This window comes from Streptomyces sp. NPDC102259, from assembly GCF_044766465.1.
GTDB lineage: Bacteria > Actinomycetota > Actinomycetes > Streptomycetales > Streptomycetaceae > Streptomyces.
The window spans coordinates 1-21,027 of record NZ_JBIWMA010000028.1; the positions used below are offsets into that span (position 1 = coordinate 1).

The 21,027-nt window shown below is 71.6% G+C and carries 16 protein-coding genes and 1 pseudogene; 9 read left to right on the top strand and 8 right to left on the bottom strand.

Annotated features, from left to right (window positions below; genetic code table 11):
- The first annotated feature begins 394 nt into the window (after positions 1-394).
- A complete protein-coding gene (locus ACIRPU_RS38165) occupies positions 395-697 on the top strand; it encodes a hypothetical protein (RefSeq protein WP_403875871.1) in 303 nt (100 codons plus the stop codon).
- A 65-nt stretch (positions 698-762) separates the two neighbouring features.
- Here ACIRPU_RS38165 and tpg read toward each other — a convergent pair.
- Positions 763-1,321: pseudogene (tpg, locus tag ACIRPU_RS38170) on the bottom strand (telomere-protecting terminal protein Tpg).
- A gap of 4 nt (positions 1,322-1,325) precedes the next feature.
- A complete protein-coding gene (gene tap / locus ACIRPU_RS38175; protein WP_403875874.1) occupies positions 1,326-3,425 on the bottom strand; it encodes a telomere-associated protein Tap in 2,100 nt (699 codons plus the stop codon).
- A 1,005-nt stretch (positions 3,426-4,430) separates the two neighbouring features.
- Between tap and ACIRPU_RS38180 the strand changes: the two genes are divergently transcribed.
- Together ACIRPU_RS38180 and ACIRPU_RS38185 are read left to right on the top strand one after the other, a co-directional pair.
- Complete coding sequence (locus tag ACIRPU_RS38180) at positions 4,431-5,789, top strand: hypothetical protein (protein WP_403875877.1); 1,359 nt, start codon at positions 4,431-4,433, stop codon at positions 5,787-5,789.
- A gap of 170 nt (positions 5,790-5,959) precedes the next feature.
- A complete protein-coding gene (locus ACIRPU_RS38185; protein WP_403875880.1) occupies positions 5,960-7,189 on the top strand; it encodes an aminotransferase class V-fold PLP-dependent enzyme in 1,230 nt (409 codons plus the stop codon).
- A gap of 10 nt (positions 7,190-7,199) precedes the next feature.
- Here the strand turns inward: ACIRPU_RS38185 and ACIRPU_RS38190 are convergent, their stop codons facing one another.
- The 3 genes from ACIRPU_RS38190 to ACIRPU_RS38200 are packed head-to-tail and all read right to left on the bottom strand — an operon-like array spanning position 7,200 to position 10,280.
- Positions 7,200-8,099: an SDR family oxidoreductase gene (locus ACIRPU_RS38190; RefSeq protein WP_403875883.1), complete on the bottom strand. Its 900-nt coding sequence runs from the start codon at positions 8,097-8,099 to the stop codon at positions 7,200-7,202.
- 47 nt (positions 8,100-8,146) lie between these two features.
- Entirely contained in the window at positions 8,147-9,778 is a 1,632-nt protein-coding gene (locus tag ACIRPU_RS38195; protein ID WP_403875886.1) for a phytoene desaturase family protein, read from the bottom strand.
- A complete protein-coding gene (locus ACIRPU_RS38200) occupies positions 9,771-10,280 on the bottom strand; it encodes an SRPBCC family protein (protein WP_403875888.1) in 510 nt (169 codons plus the stop codon). The genes ACIRPU_RS38195 and ACIRPU_RS38200 overlap by 8 nt, the downstream gene beginning before the upstream one ends.
- Positions 10,281-10,479: 199 nt before the next feature.
- Between ACIRPU_RS38200 and ACIRPU_RS38205 the strand changes: the two genes are divergently transcribed.
- The 5 genes from ACIRPU_RS38205 to ACIRPU_RS38225 all read left to right on the top strand — a co-directional run bounded on the left by ACIRPU_RS38205 (position 10,480) and on the right by ACIRPU_RS38225 (position 16,061).
- On the top strand, positions 10,480-11,073 hold the full coding sequence (locus ACIRPU_RS38205) for a cell envelope biogenesis protein OmpA (RefSeq protein WP_403875891.1): 594 nt from the start codon (positions 10,480-10,482) through the stop codon (positions 11,071-11,073).
- 194 nt (positions 11,074-11,267) lie between these two features.
- Positions 11,268-11,411 carry a hypothetical protein gene (locus ACIRPU_RS38210; protein ID WP_171401420.1) on the top strand — a complete coding sequence of 48 codons (144 nt, stop codon included), beginning with the start codon at positions 11,268-11,270 and terminating at the stop codon, positions 11,409-11,411.
- Between the two features lie 245 nt (positions 11,412-11,656).
- A complete protein-coding gene (gene uvrA / locus ACIRPU_RS38215) occupies positions 11,657-14,125 on the top strand; it encodes an excinuclease ABC subunit UvrA (protein ID WP_403875893.1) in 2,469 nt (822 codons plus the stop codon).
- Positions 14,126-14,464: 339 nt separating this feature from the next.
- A complete protein-coding gene (locus ACIRPU_RS38220) occupies positions 14,465-15,082 on the top strand; it encodes an RNA polymerase sigma factor (RefSeq protein WP_403875896.1) in 618 nt (205 codons plus the stop codon).
- Positions 15,075-16,061, top strand: a complete 987-nt coding sequence (locus ACIRPU_RS38225; protein ID WP_403875898.1) for a CU044_5270 family protein — start codon at positions 15,075-15,077, stop codon at positions 16,059-16,061. Before ACIRPU_RS38220 ends, ACIRPU_RS38225 begins: the two co-directional genes overlap by 8 nt.
- 270 nt (positions 16,062-16,331) lie before the next feature.
- Here ACIRPU_RS38225 and ACIRPU_RS38230 read toward each other — a convergent pair whose 3' ends face one another.
- Together ACIRPU_RS38230 and ACIRPU_RS38235 are read right to left on the bottom strand one after the other, a co-directional pair.
- Complete coding sequence (locus tag ACIRPU_RS38230) at positions 16,332-16,805, bottom strand: MSMEG_6728 family protein (protein WP_403875901.1); 474 nt, start codon at positions 16,803-16,805, stop codon at positions 16,332-16,334.
- 85 nt (positions 16,806-16,890) lie between these two features.
- Positions 16,891-19,167, bottom strand: a complete 2,277-nt coding sequence (locus tag ACIRPU_RS38235) for a catalase (RefSeq protein ID WP_403875904.1) — start codon at positions 19,165-19,167, stop codon at positions 16,891-16,893.
- Positions 19,168-19,450: 283 nt separating this feature from the next.
- Here ACIRPU_RS38235 and ppk2 point away from each other — a divergent pair, with 283 nt between their 5' ends.
- Complete coding sequence (gene ppk2, locus ACIRPU_RS38240; protein WP_403875907.1) at positions 19,451-20,416, top strand: polyphosphate kinase 2; 966 nt, start codon at positions 19,451-19,453, stop codon at positions 20,414-20,416.
- A 66-nt stretch (positions 20,417-20,482) separates the two neighbouring features.
- On the opposite strand, the gene ACIRPU_RS38245 is transcribed toward ppk2, so the two are convergent.
- The gene (locus ACIRPU_RS38245) at positions 20,483-20,929 is read right to left on the bottom strand and encodes an excalibur calcium-binding protein (protein WP_403875910.1); all 447 of its coding nucleotides are present in this window, start codon (positions 20,927-20,929) and stop codon (positions 20,483-20,485) included.
- Positions 20,930-21,027: the final 98 nt, after the last annotated feature.

Genomic DNA, 21,027 nt, shown 5'->3' on the forward strand with positions numbered 1-21,027 from the left:
CCACCCGCTACGACAAGACCGCCGAGTCCTACCAGGCAGCCGTCACCCTCGCATCGCTCCTGATGTGGGCGTGACATTTGAAGACAACTCCTAGGCCGGGCCTTGCAAAAGGTGGTGAACTTCATCAGCAACTTGATGAAGGCGACCACCTGTGACTGAGCCCTTGAGGTGGCGGGTTTCGCCAACCGGACCGCGTAGCGTCCCGCGCGTCCCGGCTGGGCGAGCCGTATGGGCGATTGCGACGCGATGGCGACGTCCCGAACTCCTGGCAGCTGGCCGCGCGTTGTGAGATCGTCCGCAGGTGACCGACGCTGCTGGTGGAGAAACGACCCTGGGACGACCCGACGACCGCACTGCGTCCGCTCTGCGCTTCGCAACGGAACTTGTCGCGTGGGTGGCCACTCCCTGGGCCCTGGCCAGCCACTCATGGCTGCTTGCCGTCCTGTCCGTGGTGGTCCTGATCGGTCTTCCGACGGCCTTGTCCACCTCGGGGGACAAGGCAAACGTGATCATCGCGGTGCCGGGCTGGGCCACGATACTGCTGGTGCTGCTCCAACTCGCTGCGGCTGTGACCTCCTCGTGGCTTGCCTGGCCCGCTTGGGCGGCGGCTCCCGTCACCATGCTGGCCGCCGCGGCTGTCGTCACGGAGCGCCGACGCTGGCGGTGGCTGCTCTTCACCGACCAACTCGCCAGGTGAAGCGCTCATCCGCCGATTGAAGCGCTCAGTCCACGCTGTCCCGTTACCGGCAGGGGGAACAGGACTCAGTAGCCGAGGTCGAGGTAGTCGATGTCGGTGATGGCGACGTCGGTGAGTCCGGTGGCGCGGCTTCCGCCGTCCTGGAAATACACGTCTTTGAAGCCTTCGGCGATGATCCCGCGCATCTCCTGGTCGCTGGCCCCGGCCTCGCGGGCGTCGAAGAGGCGCTGTGCGTAGACCGGGGGGGAGATGGACGGTGAGCCGGCGGAGGCGTCCGTCGTCGGTGGTGCCGATGGGTGCGGTGTAGCCGAAGCGGGCCCGTGTCTCCACCGTGATGCCGCGTGTGGTGGCGGCCTGCTTCTGCCGGCGTTTACGCACCAGGGGCTGCCAGCGGGCGCGTACGGCGTCGTCGATTTTCGCGGCGACGTCGGGGCGGGCGTGTTTGCGGGCGCCGCGGCGGTAGCGGTTCACGGAGTCGGCGGTGACCCCGATCTCCTGCGCGACGGCCTTCGCACTGCCCAACTGCCGGATCAGGAAGCCGATCCGGCCCTTCAACGTCTTCGGCGGCTCGCGGGTGAAGCTCTCCCGGTCGGCCCGCTCAATGGCGTCTTCGATCTCCGCCACGGCCCTATTCTCCTTCGTCGAGGACGGCGTCGCCGCCCTCGATGTGGCGGGCCGGGTTCAGCCCTTTCTCCATGAGGTCGACCGCCCACAGCATCGACTGGACGCCCTCGAGCTTCGCCAGGCCAGGTGTGGGCCCGAGGCGGAACCCGCCGGGCTGCGGCTTGCCGGAGGCGGCGTAGGGGAGGAAGTCGAGCGGGCTGGCGCCGGGGGAGGGGTAGACGACGCAGTCGGACAGCACCGCCAGCGGGTACAGGCCCGTCAGCTTCACCATGTTGGTGAGCTTGCGGTGCATGTTGACCCGCGCCTTGGAGATGACGGCGGCACGGATATCCGGACGCCAGGTGGGGCGCTGGAGGGCCGGCCACCGCTCGCCCTCCTTATAGCCCTTGCCCTGGGGGCGCTCACGCAGCTTGCCGATGCCGCCCTTGACGGTGGCCTTGATCGCGGCGAGGACAGCCGCCATGGCCGGGTCGACGTCCTTGTGTCGCTCCATGGCGGCGAGGAACTCGGTGTCGGCGAGGTCTTTGGTGACGCCGAGGTCGGCGAGGGTGTCGACGTAGGCGTTCTTGAGCCGGTCGTGCCACGGATCGAGGTACGCGCCGGTTTCCCGGCGCAGGTACGCCTCCAGCGGGGCGACGTTGTAGCCGAGCTCCTGGGCGTAGGCGACGGTGTGCGTCTGGTACCAGGCGGGTCCCGTCGGCCGGGTGCCGTCCGGTGTGAAGGGCGAGGGCAGGCGCGGGTCCACCTCGACGTGGGAGAGGTCGACCAGCCAGGAGCCGGGGATCTTCGGGTTGAACGTCGGGGCGCGGAAGTGGTCGGGTGCGCTGAGGCCGACGACCAGGCGGGCGGCGGCGGCGAGGAAGGCCGTGTTGAGGTCCAGGCCGACCGCGTAAGGCAGCGTGCACTCCTCGTCGGTCAGCAGATCGACGTCCCGCACCCACTGGTAGGCCTCCTCGTTCAGGAACCCGCCGCTCCAGCCGGACTCCACGACGACGGGGTGCTCGGGGGTGGCCTCCGGCGGCGCCGGGTCCATCGGCTCCGTCCCGAGCGAGCCGGGGTTGTGGCCGGGCACCCAGTTGCCGGTGGCGGGGTCCTGCGTGGCGCGTGTGGGTGGCCGCAGCGCCGTCATCAGCTCAAGGCCCGATACGGCGGTGGAGCCGCGCGGGGTGATGACGCGGGTGGCGTAGACGCCGAGGACGCGGGCGACGTCGGCCGGCTCCATGTCCGTGACTGCGGGCCAGGACCGCTCATCCAGAGCGTCCCAGGACAGGATCGCCAACTGCACGCACTGCCGCTCACGCCCCTGGGCCTTGCGGTAGATCCGCGCCCACGGACCGAATCCACGCTGGGTGAGCCGCCACTTCGCCTTTGCCACCTGCTTGACCACAGGATGGTCCTCCGGCAGACGCAGCGAGCGGCGCTGCTCGTGGCCTTCCAGGCGTTCCGGCAGGCCGAGCTTCACGGCAGCGGACGCGGTGAGGGCGATCAGCGGGTCGCTGTCCTTGCCGTTGCGGTGCAGGCGCGGCGCGCCGAGACCGGACTCGCGCAGCGTCCACTCCACGAGCTCCACCACGGTGGTCGCGGGGCAGTCGAGCACGATGCCGTCCGTGCCGTACGCGCAGCCGTCACCGTCCAGCACTGCCAGCGGGCCGTGCGGGAAACGCGGATCGACGGCGGGCTGCGCCGCCTTCCTCGCGGCCGGACGCTGTGATGCCGCGGCGGGCCGGATGGCGGGACGCGCCGGTGCCGCAGTAGGAACGACGGGAGCCTGGGGAGCGTTTGCCGTCTCGACCCCGGACGCGGCCGGCAGGGTGGAGGCCGGCGGCGTCGTCGCGGCAGCCGGGGCTGCACCGGGGGCTGGGTACTTCGCCGCCCATCCGTTCAGCAGTCGCTGGTAGGCGTCCAGGCGCGGTGATTTCGGCTCGCTGCGGCCGTTCTCCCAGTTCTTCACCGACTGGGTCGTGGTCTTCAGCGTGGTGGCCAGGCGGGCCTGGGTGATGCCGGCGGCTTCACGCAGCCGGGCACGCTCGGCCGGAGGCGGCAGATGCGGCTCCTCGTTCAGCAGAGCGTCGACGGACGCGAACAGCTCTTCCTCAGATGCCATGGCCGCACCTTCACTCAAGACCGAAATCCAGCTTAACTACAAACTTACCCCATTGTTTAGCCCTTTCCAGATCATTCCAGTCCGAGGGCGGCGAGTCCCCAGCCTGGGTGAGCTTCGCGCCTGCTGCTCATACGCTCGCACGAGCTCACTGGAGCAGTTCGAAGTGGGGGTGGTACGGAGAAGACGGGCAGACGTGGAGCTGCAGGTTGTTGCCGCCGGTGATGTCGATCAAGGTGAAGTTGCCGTGCTGGGCGCCTCTATGGCCGCCTCGCCGCCGAGGTCACCACTACGGGAACCATCTGGCGGGCCGGCGTTCGCAGAGGCATGGAAGCGGCAGCCAAGTTGTGCGCCGCCTCCAAACCTGCCTGAAGGACATGCCTTGCTGTCGCCCCGACATCCGTCTGACGGCCATCCGAGGCCGGGAGGCAAGCGAGGAAGGGTGTGACGGCTCGGGGCCGCCACGTCAACTGTGGGAGAGATCGCCTCGTAGTTGGGCCTTCACCGGAAGGGTGCAATGAGGAGGACCAGGGTTTACCTCGCCAGAGGATGCAACGACTGAACCTTGGCGAAACGGCAGCCACCACTACGGCCCCTATCCCTTCCGAGGCTCCAGGCATCACCTTCTTCGTCCGGTCTCCTTCCGCGCGCTTGTGTGCCACCCTCGCCAAGCACCTCCCCTCAAGTCCGTTCAGCGGAACCGGATTCGGCCGAATCTCGAACCGGAAGGCGGGAGGCGCTTCCACCGTCACGCCAGGCGTCGCGGTACGGTCCTTCCTGCCGGTGCTTCGCCTCATCGCCGTTGACGAACGACTTCAGCGCGATCAGCTCACCTGCGATGCGCGCTCAAGCCGCCCTTATTGCCGGGGTGCGCGGGGCGGCGCAGGCGTCTCTGTCTGAGCTGTCGCCAACTTGACCTCATGCAAGGGGGTTTGGCGGTGCTGCCACGAGGGCATCGCTTGTGCTGTAAGCATCTACAGCACTTAAAATTCGAGGAGTGCAACACTCATGCATCGTCTTCAGCCAGTCGCCAACGGCCTGCACACCGACCACCCCGTCCCCGGCCTGCCCTTCGTCGACGACGGCCACATCCCGGTCGACGACCCCGCCGCGATCGAAGCCGTCGGACGCCACGAAGAGGGAGGAACCTGGGGGCGCTGGGACAAGGTCGCCGACACCAAGGGGGCCTGGATCGCCTTCACCACCGATCCGATCCGCCACGATCTCGCCTGGGTCGTCCACCACCACCCCGAACACGGCCGGACCGTTCTCCTGGTCCGGGACCAGGACGCCTCGCCCTGGCACAGCAGCTGGTGGGGGCCGCAGCTGCTGTTCCGCCAGGGCGGCTACTGGTGGGACGGCACCACCTGGTACCGGCCCGACCAGGTCTGGGACGCCCCCAGCGAACGCTTCGAGCGCCGGCCGGTCAAAGCAGCCACCACCATCACCGCCGCCGACCTCCTCGACGACAACACTCACCCCGGCGGCGGCCGCCTGCTGAAAGTCGCCAACTTCGACCTCGACGCCCCGCCCCCCGACCCGTGGAACGACCACCTGGCCCTGTGGGCCGCGCGCCGGCGCGCAGGCGCACGGCCGCTGTCGCAGTGCGTGGTGCGCCTGTCCGCACCCGAACTCGCCGCCGACCAGCTCATCGGCGTGCCGGAGATGGCGAAGATCGGCGGCATCGCGGCCTCCACCCTGCGCGCCTACATCGCCCGCGACCAACGCGAAGTGCCCCCGCCCCAAGCCGCGGTCAGCGGCCGCAGCCTCTGGGCACGCCCCGTGGCCCAGGACTGGGCAGAAGAACGCGACCGTTCCCCGGAGAGCGCGGCCGCGAAGCTCGACTCCGGTGACAGCGACCTGTCGATCGGCCTGGCCGAGCTGCGCCAGCGCCTGGCACGCCGATTCTTCGGCACCCTGTGGGAGCGTCCCGACTGGCGCAAGCGCTGGGCACTGCGCTTCCGCACCGCGAGTGCCGTCCAAGAGATCGCCGACGAACTCGCCCTGAGCGTGGCCGCAGACACCGACAGCATCATCGACGCCCACGACCTGGCCGCGACCGTTCTGCACGCCGTCCTCGACGAACTCGCCTACGGCAAGGAACTCGACAGCTCCATCGGCGGGCCCGCGACGTTCTACGGCATCACGACGCCGGTGACGAAGATGCTCGACTGGCTCATCCGCCACCACCCCCGCACAGCCCACCACACCATCGGTGAGATCATCGGCGACGCCGAACGCCGCCTGGAGATCCCCCGCGAGGTCAGCACCGACTCCATCCGCACCGCCCTCGGCCTCGACAGCACCCTGCCCTGCCAGGTCCGGCTCGACTTCCTCGAGCGCGCCCTCCCGCCCGTCTCCCGCTGAACAGGGGCTCCGGGCAACGCGGGCCGGGCATCACTGCGGCAAGCTTCCGGGCTTCTTTCCGCGCGTTCCGAGGGCCCGAGGACCTCCGTCCGGGGTCCCCGCCCGCCTGGGTATCGTGGCCCCGCCCGGCGTCGGCAGGGCATCCGACCAGGGACGATCCGAGGAGATCCGTGAACGAGGGCGAAGTCGTCACCGTGCCCCGACCGTTGACGCTGCCCGACGGGCGGCCCGCGCGGGAGGCCTGGACGCTCGACCCGGACATGCGGCACCTCAACCACGGCTCGTTCGGCGCCGTCCCACGGGTGGCGCAGGAGCGGCAGAACGCGCTGCGGGCGGAGATGGAACGCGCCCCGGTCGCGTGGTTCCCGGCACTGCCCGGCCGGATCGCCGCCGCCCGCGCGGCCGTGGCCGGTCGGCTGCGGACCGACGTGGAGGACCTGGCGCTCGTGCCGAACGCCAGCGCCGGGGCCAGTGTCGTCTACGCCGCGCTGGCCGCCCGGCCCGGCGGGGACATCGTGGTCACCGATCACGGCTACGGCGCCGTCACCATGGGCGCGGAGCGCCTGGCCCGCCGCTGGGGGACCGGCGTACGCACCGCCCGGGTGCCTCTGGCGGCCGACGCCGAGCAGGCGTACCGAGCGGTGATGGCGCAGGTGGACGACGGTGTCGCGCTGATCGTCCTGGACCAGATCACCTCCGCGACGGCCCGGCTGCTGCCGGTCGAACGCGTCGGGGCCGAGGCCGCGCGGCGCGCAATCACCCTGCTCGTGGACGGCGCGCACGCCCCCGGTCTGCTGGCCGCGCCCCTGGACGGCCTGGTCTGCGACGCGTGGGTCGGCAACCTCCACAAATGGGGGTGCGCCCCGCGCGGCACGGCGGCGCTCGTCGCGCACGGCCCGCTGCGGGCGGACCTTCACCCGCTGATCGACTCCTGGGGCGCCGCGGAACCGTTCCCGGACCGCTTCGACCACCAGGGCACGCTCGACGCCACCGGCTTCCTGGCCGCGCCCGCCGCGCTGGACTTCATCGACGACACCTGGGGCTGGGACACGGCCCGCCGGTACATGGACGAACTGGCGGACCACGGCGCCCGTGTCGTGGCGGAGGCCTTCGCCCGGGCCGGGACCCCGGCCGACTCCGTCGACGTCGGCATGCCCGTGCCGGGGATGCGGCTGGTCCGGCTGCCCGATGGCCTGGGCGCGAGCCGGGTCGCGGCGGACGCCCTGCGCGACCGGGCGACCGCCGAACTGGGCGTGGAGGCCGCGTTCACCAGCTTCGACGGACTCGGCTACCTCCGGCTGTCCGCCCATGTCTACAACACCCCCGACGACTACGAGCACTTCGCCGAGAGCTGTGTACCCGTTGTCGAGAAGTGGGCCCGCGAGGCGGGGGAAGCGTAGGCCCCGGCGCTCACCGCTCGTTCGGGGTGCCGCGCCGCTGGGCCGCCGCCGCTTCGTCGGCCGCGCCGCCGGCGCCGAGCGGGCCGGTGGGACGCAACGCATCCGCGGCCTCCAGCCGGGGCAGCGCGCGACGGGCCCGGCGTACGACCAGGGCCGGCAGCACGGCACGCGTCACCTGGACGAGGCGCAGCGAGGCCGGGACGTAGACGGCGGTGCGCCGGCGTTCCACGGCAATGGCCAGGCGCGTCGCCACGAACTCCGCCGGGTAGACGCGTCGGGCGGGCGGAGGCATCTGGGCGCGCAGCTCACGCAGCACCGCGTGCCGGTCGGCGTCCCGGATCATGTCAGTATCGGTCCAGTTCAGGTAGGCGATGCCGACGGCCACACCGTGGTGGGCCGTCTCGGCCCGCAGCGCGTGCGCGAAGGCCTCCACGCCGGCCTTCGAGGCGCAGTAGGCGCTCATCAGGGGAGCGGCCCCGATCGAGGCCAGCGAAGCGATCTGGAGGTAGTAGCCCGCCGTCTCCACCAGGTCCGGCAGGAAGGCACGTGCCGTCAGGGCGCTGCCCGTGACATTGACGTCGATCACCCGCCGCCAGGAGGCCATGTCCGCCGAGGCGAACGGGCCGCCTTCCGCGATCCCCGCGTTCGCGACGACGACCGAGGGCGGCCCCAGCCGTGAGCGGACGGTCCCGGCCGCCCGCTCCAGCGCCTCGCCGTCGGTGACGTCGGCCTCGACGGCCAGCGCGGTAGTGGGCAGCGACGCGGCCACGGACCGCAGCGCCGCCCCCTCGTGGCCGATCAGCGCCAGGCGCGCACCGCGCCCGGCGAGCTCCCGAGCCAGCGCCGCTCCCACCCCGCGGGCGGCTCCCGTGACCACGACGGTGCGGTCTTGGAGGGGACTGTCATGCACGGCGTGCTCCGTTCGTCGGCTCCTCGGGGGGAGTGGCACCGGTCCGGTCAGCCGGCAGGCGGCTTCCTCGCGCCGGTGCGGTCCCGGCGGGCGAGCGCCCGCTGTACGAACGTCCCGCCGGGCGGGAGGTGCCGGCGCAGCGCGGCGCGGGCGGCGTTGGCGCCCGGCGCGCCGTGGACGCCACCGCCGGGATGGGCGCCCGCGGAGGCCAGGAACAGCCCACGCACCGGGGTCTCCGGGCGCCCGCTGCCGGGCAAGGGGCGGAAGAGGAGCTGTTGGTGCAGCGCGGTCGTACCGCCGTTGATCGCGCCGCCGTGCAGATTGGCGTCGAGGGACTGGAGCGTGGGCGGGGCGAGGACGCGGCGGGCGCGGATCAGGGACCGGAAGCCGGGAGCGAACCGCTCGACCTGGTGTTCGACCCGGTCGGCCATGAGCTCCTGCTCGCTCGCGTCCCAGGCGCCGGTGAGCCCCTCGTCGCCGGCGTCGCCCTCGACCAGCTGGGGCACATGGGTGTAGGCCCAGGCCGACTCGGTGCCGGCGGGGGAGCGCCCGGGATCGGAGGTCGTCATCTGGCCGAACAGGGCGAAGGGCCGGTCGGGAACCTGACGCATGGCGAGCTGGCCGGCGAACCGGGTGAGCTCGTGCAGGCCGTCGGCCAGGTGCACGGTCCCGGCCCGACGCGCCGTCTCGGCCTGCCAGGGCACCGCCCCGTTCAGTGCCCAGTCGACCTTGAAGGTCGCGAAGTCCCACTGGAAACGCTCGAGGTCGGACAGCAGCTGGGACGGCAGGTGCTCCGGCTCCACCAGCGCGCCGTACAACGCGGGGACGGAGACGTCGGCCAGCACCGCGCGGCCTGCGCCGACCTGCTCCCCGGCGGTGGTGCGCACCCCCACCGCCCGCCCGTCCCGGACCACGATCCGGCTGACCCGCTGCCCGCAGCGCAGAACGCCGCCGTGCGCGCGCAGCCGCCTGACCAGGGCCTCGGTGAGGGCGCCGGAGCCGCCGACGGGCACGGGAAAGCCGTAGGACTGGCCGAGCATGGCCATCAACCAGCCGAAACCACCGCTGCCCGCGGCCTCCGGAGCGAGATCGGCGTGCAGCGCGTTGCCGGCCAGGAGCAGCCGGCCGCCCTCGCCCCCGAACTCCTCCTCGCCCAACCGCCGCACCGGCAAAGCCAGTGTCCTGGCCAGTCGCAGACCGCCGGCGGCGCGCAGCTTGGCCGCCAGCCGGGCCGTGGCCCGCACCGGCGGGAACGGGGTGAACAGCGCGTCGAGGATGTCCGGGCGGAGCTGTTCCCACACCGCGTGCAGGCGGCGCCAGGCGGCCCCGTCTCCGCCGTGGAAGGCGTCGAGGGAGCGGGCGGTGACGTCGAGCCTGCGGTCGAGGACCGCGCAGGTGCCGTCGGTGAGGGGATGGGCCACGACACTGGGCGCATGGTTCCAGCGCAGTCCGTGCTCGTGCAGTCGCAGCCTGGTCAGGACCGGTGAGGCGGCGGCCAGCGGGTAGAAGGAGCTGAAGAGGTCGCTGACGAACTCGGGATCCACCGACCGGTCGTGCCGTACGGCGCCGCCGGGCTCGGGCTGTTCCTCGAGGACCTCCACGCTCCAGCCCGCGTCCGCCAGCAGGTTCGCCGCCACCAGCCCGTTGGGTCCGGCGCCGATCACCACCGCGTCAGGCATCGGCGCCTCCCACGGCGTGCGAGCGCGCCGCCGCGGGCGTCTTTCGGGCGTCGTCGGGCCGTTCGCCGCGGGCGTCGGACTCGCACACCTTCGCCAGCCGGCCCAGCAGGGCCCGGTGGCGGAGCTGGGTCACCACTTCCACGCCGGCGTTGTGCAGCAGCCCGCCGACGCCCTGCAACGGATGCTCGTCCAGGATCACCAGGCAGTACCGGCCCCACGGCCGCAGCTCGAACGCGATCCGCGCCGTGCCGAGCACGCCGGCCCGCGCCTCCAGCTCCAGCACGTCCGGCTTCCGGCAGCGCCGTACGACCGTCTCGTTGGTCAGTTTGAGGGGCCCCACCCGGATCTCGTAGGCGATCTCCGCGTCCACGCGCGGCCACTCGCCCGTCATCTCCTGGGTCGACGACGTGCCCACCACCCACTCCGAGTAGCGGTCGCCGTCGGCGAGGACGTCCCACACCGTCTGCGGACTCGCCTTCACGAGCCGATGCCGTACCGCCACCGCGCACCTCCCGTAGTCGCTGACACGTGGCTCGCCGAGTGCCCGTATCGCTGGAGGTCAACCGCCGGGAGCGTCGGGCGGCGGCGCCGATGAACCCGCCCGTTGTCAGTGCCGTCATGAAGGATGCCCCCACATGAGATCAACTTCGCCTCAGCCGGGTAGTCGGTCTCATGTCCCTGCCGAGGAAAGGTCACCGATCATGCCGCCCACCGCCGTCCAGCCGCAGATCCTCGACGTACGTTCCGACGCGCATCCCTGGTGGCGTCGGAGCGAGGAGGTGCCCGGCGCGGCGGGCGCGGTCGGCACGGCGGCCGGCGTGCCGCGCCAGCGCGGCCCGCTCCCGCTCCCGATCGGCCGCGAGGAGAGGGCGCGACCGGCCGCGGGTCCGGCGCCGCGTGCGGCCCGCCCGGACGACGGCGGCGCGGCCCGGGACAGGCGCTCGGCCCACCCGCCCCGCCCCAGCGCCTCGCCTGGCCGCGCCGGGACCGACGTACTGCGCGTCCTCTCCGATCCGCGTACACCCGTGTTCGTCACCGAGCACGCCAGTGGACGCCGTGTGTACGGCTACTGGCGGCCGCTCGACGCCGACAGTGGCCGGGGAGGCTGCTATGTGGCGCTGTCCGCCAGCGAGTGCGACGAGCTGTACGCGGCCGGCCGGATCACGGTCGGCGATCCCGTCGCGGACCCGACGAAGACGACCTACCGGGTCCGCGCCGCCCGCCCCCAGGCCGCGGGCGCCCGCCCCACGGCCACGCCGGCGCGGACGACGGCGGCGAGGGGACGCGCGGCGTGAACGGACAGCCGACGGGGAGGGAGCGGACCGAGGGACCCCAGCGACCCGAGGGAACGGAGTGACCGGAGGGACTCGCCTGGCCCGGTCGGCCCGGTCGGCCCGGTCGGCAAATCGACCGGCCTGATCGGCGCGTTCGGGGGTAGCCGGACGACCGGAAGGGGCGACCCACCGTCAGACAAGGGGAGGACAAAGAGATGAGCGTCATCCAGCGCATCAAGGAGTTCGCCAGGAGCCCCCAGGGGCGGCGCACGATGGAACAGGCGCGCCGTGCGGCGGCCGATCCGCGCCGTCGTGCCCAGGCGCGCGGCCTGCTGGCCCGCCTGCGGACGCGTCGCTGACGCCGACGGTGGCCCCAGGGGAGCATCAGCTTCGATCACACGTCAACACCTTGTCACCGTAGGTCTTTTGGGGCCGGGTCTACGACCTGTTCCGCCGGTGGCAGCGGAACGGCACCTGGCACCGGATCCTCACCCGGCTCCAGTCTGTGGCCGACGCGACGGATGCGATCACTGGGGAGCGCGCCGTGAGCGGCGGTGACGGCGCCCGTCGCGCGGTTTTTGGCGCGATCAGGTAATCAGGAACGGTGAACAAGGACGCGAGCGACTCCTTCGTGCATGTCCGGGGCGCCAGTGAGAACAACCTGCGGAACATCGATGTCGACGTTCCGCGGGACGCGATGGTCGCCTTCACCGGCGTCTCCGGTTCGGGGAAGTCCTCGCTCGCGTTCGGCACGCTCTACGCGGAAGCCCAGCGGCGCTACTTCGAGTCCGTGGCACCGTACGCCCGAAGGCTGTTGCAGCAGGTCGGCGCACCGCACGTGCAGGAAATCACCGGACTGCCACCCGCCGTGGCCCTGCAGCAGCGACGCGGGTCGCCCAGCTCGCGCTCGACGGTCGGCACCATCACCACGCTGTCCAATCTGCTGCGCATGCTGTACTCCCGCGCCGGCACCTATCCGCCCGGGGCCGCACGGCTGGAAGCCGAGTCGTTCTCACCCAACACCGCCGCCGGCGCCTGCCTGGAGTGCCACGGACTGGGCGTCGTGCACGACGTCGCCGAGGACCTGCTCGTCCCGGACCCCTCGCTGAGCATCCGCGAGGGGGCGATCGCCGCCTGGCCGGGCGCCTGGCAGGGCGCCAACCTGCGCAGCGTCGTCAACGGCCTGGGGATCGACATCGACCGACCGTGGCGCAGGCTCCGGAAGAAGGACCGGGACTGGCTGCTGTACACGGACGAGCAGCCCTCCGTGTACATCGAGCCGGAGGAGGACCGCGTCGACTACGGCTACCAGGGCAAGTTCTGGAGCGCCCGCAAGCACGTCATGCACGTCCTCGCCGACTCCAAGAGCGAGAAGATGCGCGAACGGGCGCTCCGGTTCGTCAGGAGTGTGCCCTGCCCCGAATGTCACGGCAGCGGACTGCGGCCCGAGGCGCTCGCCGTGACCTTCGCCGGACGTTCCATCGCCGAGATCAACGCGATGCCGCTCACCGAGGTCGTGGCGCTGCTGCGGCCCGTCGCGGGGCGGTCCGAGGCCGACGCCACCACGTCGACCGCCCGGTCCGGGGAGACGACCGAGGTCGCGGTCCGGATCTGCGGAGATCTGGTCGCGCGGGTCGACGTACTGCTCGATCTGGGCCTCGGATATCTCAACCTCGGGCGCCGCTCGACGACACTGTCGCCCGGCGAGGCGCAACGCCTGCGGATCGCCACCCAGCTGCGCTCGGGGCTGTTCGGCGTCGTCTACGTCCTCGACGAACCCTCCGCGGGCCTGCACCCGGCTGACGCGGAACCGCTGCTGGACGTGCTGGACCGCCTCAAGGCGGCGGGCAACTCGCTGTTCGTCGTGGAGCACGACATGGACGTCGTACGGCGGGCGGACTGGGTGGTCGACATCGGCCCCGGCGCGGGCGAGGGCGGCGGACGCGTGCTGTACAGCGGCCCGGTCGCCGGTCTTGAGCGGGTCGGGGAGTCGGCCACGAGCCAGTACCTGTTCGGGCGCGCCCAGCCACTCGATCACCGCCCGCGCACACCGCACGGCTGGATGCACCTGCGCGGCGTCTCCCGCCACAATCTGCGCGACGTGTCCGTCGACGTACCGCTCTGCGTACTGACGGCGGTGACGGGCGTGTCCGGGTCCGGTAAGTCGACGCTGGTGACGCAGGTGCTCGCCGAGGTCGTCCGCGGCCACCTCGGACTCGTACCCGAGGAGCCCGACGAGGCGCAGCTGGAGGTCGACGTGCAGGACGCGGAGGGGGTCGAGTCGTTCGACCGGCTGGTCCGGGTCGACCAACGGCCCATCGGCCGCACCCCCCGGTCCAACCTGGCCACGTACACGGGCATGTTCGACGCGGTGCGCAAGCTGTACGCGGCGACGGACGAGGCCAGGGCGCGCGGCTACTCGGCCGGGCGGTTCTCCTTCAACGTGCCCGAAGGGCGGTGCGAGACCTGCCAGGGAGAAGGATTCGTCGCGGTGGAACTGCTTTTCCTGCCCGGCACCTACGCACCGTGCCCGACCTGCCAGGGCGCCCGGTACAACGCCGAAACGCTGGAAGTCACCTACCGCGGCAAGAACATCGCGGAAGTGCTGGCGCTGTCCGTCGACGCCGCCGCCAAGTTCCTGTCCGCCGTCCCGGCCGCCTCCCGCAGTCTGGAGACGTTGCGCGAGGTGGGACTGGGGTACCTGCGGCTGGGCCAGCCCGCGACGGAACTCAGCGGTGGTGAGGCGCAACGCATCAAACTGGCCACCGAACTGCAGCGAGCCCGCCGCGGGCACGCGCTCTACCTGCTCGACGAGCCGACGGCGGGGCTGCACCCCTCGGACATCGCGCTGCTGCTGCGACAGCTGCACCGGCTCGTCGACGCCGGCAACACGGTCGTCCTCGTCGAGCACGACCTGGGCACGATCGCCACCGCCGACTGGGTCATCGACCTCGGGCCGGGCGGCGGCGACGCGGGCGGGCGGGTGGTCGCTGCGGGCCCGCCGGCCAAGGTGGCGAGGGCCCGCCGCAGCGCCACCGCGCCCTATCTCGCGGCCCGGCTCGCGCGCTCCTGACGACGGCGCGAGGGGCTGAGCACCGGTCAGCCGGGTTAGAGGCGCAGGGTCGCGCCTGGCCATGCAGCGCGGAGGGCGGCCTGGGCAACCGCCCAGCGCACGGCGTACGTGGTCTTCCGAGCGCCGTTGTAGGTGAGGATCTAGACCTTCACGTCGTGGTCTCCATCAGGCGGCGTCCTCACGGTCGTTGCGCCAGTGGTCGAGATCGCTCCGCCGGATCCTGAGGTCGCCGTTCGGGAGCTCCAGCTGTGAGAGGCCCGAGGGAACTCGCCGGAGGCGAGCGGCGAAGGAGAGATGAAACCCAGCCTTCAAAGCATGTTCCCTACGAGAGGAGCCCCGATGACCGTCGAGCCAGGCGTCCGCGCGGGGGTGGAGAGCGATGCCTCGGTGATTGAGCGGTCCCGGGATGAGCCCGAAGCGTTCGCCGTGCTCTTCGACCGATACGCGGACGAGGTACATCGCTATCTGGCCCGCAGGCTCGGTGGCGAGCCGGCCGACGACCTCATGGCAGAGACCTTCACCACCGCTTTCCAGCACCGGCACCGGTACAACCCCTCGCGGGCCCCGGGCGACGGCGCCCGGCCCTGGCTGTTCGGTATAGCGACCAACCTGGTCGGCCGACACCGGCGGGCCGAGGGCCGCCGCTTCAAAGCCATGGCCCGCATCCCGACCCCGGCCGATCACGAGGAGCCGCTGGCCGACCGTGCCGCGGCCCGGGTGGGGGCACAGGCCGTACGGCGCGAGCTGGCAGCGGCACTGGCCGCGCTGCCCGCACGGCACCGGGACGTGCTACTGCTGGTGGCGTGGGGTGGTCTCGGCTACGAGGAGGTGGCCCAGGCCCTCGGCGTCCCCATCGGCACGGTCAGATCACGGCTGCACCGGGCTCGCGGCAAGCTACGCGAAGCGTTGGGCGGATCCGATCCGACGACACTGCGAGAGGTACCCGGCCATGACTGACGAACTCGAACTCCTGCGGGTCTGGGACACGGACGCTGCCCCGCTCACCGACCCGGCCCGGGCGAAGGCCCGCCACCGACTGCTCAACGCGATTGCACGCGCGCAGCAGCAGTCCGACGCGGCCCCCAGCCGTCGCCACGCGCTCCGCCTGGCGACAGCCGCGGTGATCGCCGTCGCGGCTACGGGAACGGCGGTACTGATCACTGAAGGCGGCACCGACGAGGGCGATCACCCCGACCGTGCCGCCGGCGTATCGGGCACGGCGACCCCGAGGATGGTTAACGTCAGTGCCGTGACCGTGCTGAACGGGGCGGCAGCGCAGACGGGCACGTACGAGAAGCCTGTGGCGCCGCGCGACGACCAGTTCATCTATTCGAAGCGGATCATCAAGGAGACGGAACGCAAGACCGGCGCGGTCAAGACCTACGAGGACGTGAGCTGGGACTCGGTGGACGGCTCCAAGCGCTCCTTGACCATGGAACTCGGCCGGGTGATCTGGGAGGAGCCCTTGAAGGAGGGCGAGAGCGTGTGGCCGCCCCGGGAGTGGAGCAAGCTGAAGAAGCTGCCCACCGACCCGAAGAAACTCATTCCGGACATCGTCGGCGGCGGACCGTCCAGCAGCTCGATCAGCGACTTCAGCGCAGTGGAATGGTCCCATGCCTACTTCATGCTCGGTGAGCTCCTGAAATGGCCGGTGCTGCCCCAGGGGCTGCGTCCCGCCGCGTACAAGGCGCTGGCCCTGGTGCCTGGCGTCAAGGCAGTTCCGGGAGTGAAGGACTCCGCCGGGCGCACCGGAGTCGGGATTTCCTACCCCGAGAGCCCGTTCGCGCAAGGCAAGTACCTCATCTTCGACCCGGAATCCTATGCATTCCTGGGCTTCCGCGACGAACGGACTTCGGCGTCCGGCGACAAGACGTACATCCAGCTGTCACACGTGGTGGACTGGGCGATCGTTGACCGGATGAAGCAGCGCCCATAGCCCCACCGTTTCGTTGGTGCGCGGCCGCTGTCGATACGGCGTCCCCACTCGGTCCGGAGGGCGACGCCGGTATTGATCTCCTCCGGCGTTCAGTCCGTGATGTCGGCGATGAGGTCGCGCGGTCCCGCTCGCAGCTCAAGTGCCAGGCGGTGACGGGCCGCTGTGTACGTCCGCAGGTCGTCGGCACCGGCCGGCAGGGTCAAAAGCTGGAGGGCCCGGCCACTGTGGTCAGGCGGGTCCGTGTGAGGGGGAGCAGAGGGAGGAGGGGGCTCACTCCTCGCGGGGAGCGGTCCGGTCGGAGGTCGGCCAGACGTACGGGAGATCGTCGGGCACACCGGGGAACAGGGCCGCGTAGAACTCGGGATCCTTGCGCACGAGCGCCGACCGGTGACTGCGGTGGAACGCGGGATCGCCGAGCCACGGCGGCAGTTCGCCCGCCTCGGCGAGCCGCTCCTGGGTGCGGACCCCGGCCGGCCGCCCGGCGAAGCCGGTCACCAGCGAGGCGGCGCAGGTGTCCGCACGTCCGGCCGCCGTCCACACACCGCAGACCTCCAGGCCGTAGCGCACCAGCGCCTCCTCGTACCCGGTCCACATGCGCACCGCCGGGTGGTGGCGCCATCCGTAGCCGACGACCGTCAGCCCGCGCAGCACCTGGAGCGCCTCGACGCGCTGCTTGCCCAGTCGGCGCGCGTCCAGGGCGGCCGCCGACTCGGTGAAGTCCGGGTACGGCAGAAACGTCTGCATGGTCCAACCCCCGTATGCCGGAAGCGTTTCCACGACACGGCCGGGGCGGCACGCCGATCCACGGCTGCCGCCCCGGCCGGACCGCTCAGGCCGCGGTGAACCTGTCCCATGCGCGGTGCTCGCCCAACAGGGGGACGAGCTGTTCCAGGGCGGCCGTACCGGTGTCACCGACCACCACGCCCGGCGCGCCGGTGGGTACTCCGGCCCCTTCGAGGACCGCTTCGCCGCCCGCCCAGGCGCCCACGGCCTTGCCGTGCCGGAACGCCTCGGACACCAGCAGGGTGACGCGGGGGTCGCCCGTCAGCTGCGGTGCGGCCGCGGGGAACGCCTTGGCGTCGCGGGCGCCGTACGCGTCGCCGCCCACACCGGGCAGGCCGGCCAGCAGCACCGCGTCGAACTCGACGGACCGCGCGGTGCCGTACGTGCGCTGCACGGTGACCGCGCCCTCGCCGGAGCCGAGCACGCCGCCCGCCGGGGCGACGACCAGCGGGACCATGCCGCCCTCGACGACCGCCTCACGCACGGCGCGTACGCCGTCCAGGTCGCCGTCCGGGCCGACGACGATGCCGATGACGCGGCCGTCCGTCGGCCAGCTACGGCCGAGCTGCGACAGGGCCGGGCTGGGCTCGACGTCGGCGAGGGGCACGGTGGGCGCGGGCGCCGGCAGTCCGAGGCCCGTCGCCACCTCGCTGCACAGCTCCGGGTCGATGTTGGCCAGGACCTGCAAGGCCCGCTCCCGGATGGCCTGTTCGTAGCACTTGCCGAGCTCGAAGGTGTACGCGCCGATGATGTGCTCGCGCTCCAGCGGGGACATGCTGAGCCAGAACCGGCGCGGCTGGCTGAAGTGGTCCGCGAACGACTCGGGCGCCTCGCGGACCTTGGTGCTCTCGGGTACGCGCACCGGCGTCTCGATGAACGCCCCGGTGTCCGCCCCCGCGAGGAACGGACAGCCGCCGTCGAGCGAGTTGGGCCGGTAGGGGGCCACCCCTCGGTGCACGGCCGTCTGGTGGAGGCCGTCGCGCTGCATGTCGTTGACGGGGGCGTGCGGGCGGTTGATGGGCAGCTGCGGGAAGTTGGGGCCGCCCAGGCGGGTGATCTGGGTGTCCAGGTAGGAGAACAGCCGGCCCGCGAGCAGCGGGTCGTCGGTGATGTCGACACCCGGGACGAGATGGCCGACGTGGAAGGCGACCTGCTCGGTCTCGGCGAAGAAGTTCGACGGGTTGCGGTCGAGGGTCAGCAGCCCGACCGGCTGCACGGGCGCGAGCTCCTCGGGCACGAGGTTCGTCGGGTCCAGCAGGTCGATGCCCTCGAACATCTGGTCCGGGGTGTCGGGGAACGTCTGGATGCCCAGTTCCCACTGCGGGTACGCGCCCGCCTCGATGGCGTCCGCGAGGTCCCGCCGGTGGAAGTCGGGGTCGACGCCGTTGATGATCTGCGCCTCCTCCCAGACCAGCGAGTGCACACCCAGCTTGGGCTTCCAGTGGAACTTCACCAGCGTGGTCGCGCCCTCGGCGTTGACCAGGCGGAACGTGTGGACGCCGAAGCCCTCCATGGTCCGGTACGAGCGCGGGATGCCCCGGTCGGACATGTTCCACAGCGTGTGGTGGGTGGCCTCGGTGTGCAGGGTGACGAAGTCCCAGAAGGTGTCGTGCGCGCTCTGCGCCTGCGGGATCTCCCGGTCCGGGTGCGGTTTGCCGGCGTGGATGATGTCCGGGAACTTGATCGCGTCCTGGATGAAGAAGACGGGCATGTTGTTCCCGACCAGGTCGAAGACGCCCTCGCTGGTGTAGAACTTCGTCGCGAATCCCCGGGTGTCCCGCACCGTGTCGGACGAGCCCCGCGACCCCAGCACCGTGGAGAAGCGCACGAACACCGGCGTCTCCTCGTCCTCGGCGAGGAACGCCGCCTTGGTCACGGAGGCCGCCGTGCCGTAGCTCTGGAACGTGCCGTGCGCCGCGGCGCCCCGGGCGTGGACCACGCGCTCCGGGATGCGCTCGTGGTCGAAGTGCATGATCTTCTCGCGCAGATGGTGGTCCTGGAGCAGCACCGGCCCTCGGGGACCCGCCTTGAGCGAGTGGTCGGTGTCGTGCAGCCGGGTGCCCTGGGCGGTCGTGAGATAGCTGCCGGACTGCGCCGTGCGGGCCTGGTCGGCGCCCGTCGGCTGCCCGGTCGGCGACACGGTGTCGGGGCCGCTCTGGTCCGGCTTGGGCGGCAGCGGATCGCGGGGCTCCGTCGGCTCCGCGAGGGACGGGGACTCGGGCGCGGGCTTGCCGGGAATGCCGTCCTCCGGCTTCCCGCCGTCCCCCTGGAGGCTGTCGGTGATCTTCTGGGCCGCCCGCTTGAGGGGATTGGTCTCGCTCATGGGATGACAGTCCTCCGATATGAACCGAAAATGCATAAAAAGAACATTTGGTGTGTCACGCTCTCACGACCCGGAGGGCAGCGCACCAGGCGCGTACCGATGGGGTGAACCTCGTGTCGCCGGGTTCGGTCGAACCATCGGGGTTTCCGCGCCGGGCCGGACCAAACGGCTTTCCGGCAGGTCGTCGCAGGGCGAGCCGGGACGCGTACCTGCGCGTTTGAGGCGGCCGTCGGCACGGAACCCAGCAGGCGCGGGAGACGCATTTCAAGGAGGCGCGGAATAGATGGAGCGTGAAGAGGTCGAGGCCCGGTTGCTCGACGGGCTGACGGTGGACGACCGCAGACCGGAACAGCCGGTGCTGCTCGACGGCGAGCGTCAGCCGATCACGACGTGGCGGGAGAACTACCCCTACGACCGCAAGGTGAGCCGCAAGGAGTACGAGCGCACCAAACGCGTCCTCCAGATCGAACTGCTCAAACTCCAGCGCTGGGTCACTGACACCGGCGCCCGTCTGGTCGTGATCTGCGAGGGACGGGACGCGGCGGGCAAGGGCGGCACCATCCAGCGATTCACCGAGCGCCTCAACCCTCGCGGCGCGAAGATCGTGGCCCTGGGCAAGCCCACGGACCGGGAGAAGGGCCAGTGGTACTTCCAGCGTTACGTCGACCATCTCCCCGGGCCGGGTGAGATCGTCTTCTTCGACCGCTCCTGGTACAACCGGGCAGGCGTCGAACGGGTCTTGGGCTTCTGCACGCAACGGTCGTACGAACTGTTCCTCAAACAGTGCCCGCTCTTCGAGGAGATGCTCGTCGAGGACGGCGTGCTCCTGGTGAAGTTCTGGTTCTCCGTCTCCCGGGCCGAGCAGCGGACCCGGTTCGCGATCCGCCAGGTCGACCCCGTACGCCAGTGGAAGCTCTCACCGACCGACCTCGACTCCCTCGACCGCTGGGACGAGTACACCACCGCCAAGGTCGAGATGTTCCGCGTCACCGACACCGCGCACGCCCCCTGGACGGTCGTCAAGAGCAACGACAAGCGCCGGGGCCGCCTCGAAGCCATGCGCATCCTGTTGCATCGCATCGACTACGCCGCCAAGGACGCCGAAGCGGTCGGCAGTCCCGACCCCCTGATCGTCGGCGCCGCCGCCACCCTCCTGGAGCCGGGTGAAGAGGACACCGTCCTGTCGCCGACTCCGCTGACCAACCGGACCCAGGGCCCCGGACGGCATCCCGACGGCACGAACTCCTGAAGCGGGCCGCGGGTCCGTCGGCCCGCGGCGCGCACAGGGCTGCGGGCGGGGCCCACGGCGGGCCGGTCAGACGCGGTGTCGGCGCCGCCTCACGCAAGCGGCGCCGGCCAGCAGGCCCGCCGCCGCCAGGCCGACGCCGAAGCCGACGTCCCAGCCGGACGGTCCCGCGGTCACGGCGCCGCCGACGCCGCCCCGCACACCGAGGCTGGGCAGCGCGGCGGGACGAGTCGTCGCCGGCGCCACGCCGGTCGGGACCGGCGCGGGAATGCTCGTGGGGGGAACGAGCGTGGGCAGCGGACGGTGAGGGAGGACCTCGCAGGCGATGCCGTCGTCCGCTCCCTGGTCCTCGTCGAGGCGGTTGGGGTCGCCGGTGTTCCGGTCGAACTCCGCCTGAGCGTCCTCCTGGTAGGTGAAGTCGCGGCAGTCGAGGTCCTGGGCGTGGGCGACTCCGGACAGCGGAGCCAAGATCATGATCGTCGCGGCTATGCCCGCGACGACGGTGCGATGGGGCATGGGTGTCTCCTCTCGGCCGGGTGGCCGTCGCTTCGACGCTAGGCAACGACCGGCGCCGTCGCGCGGGGCGAGCGGCCATCCGAGTGGGCCCCCCGATC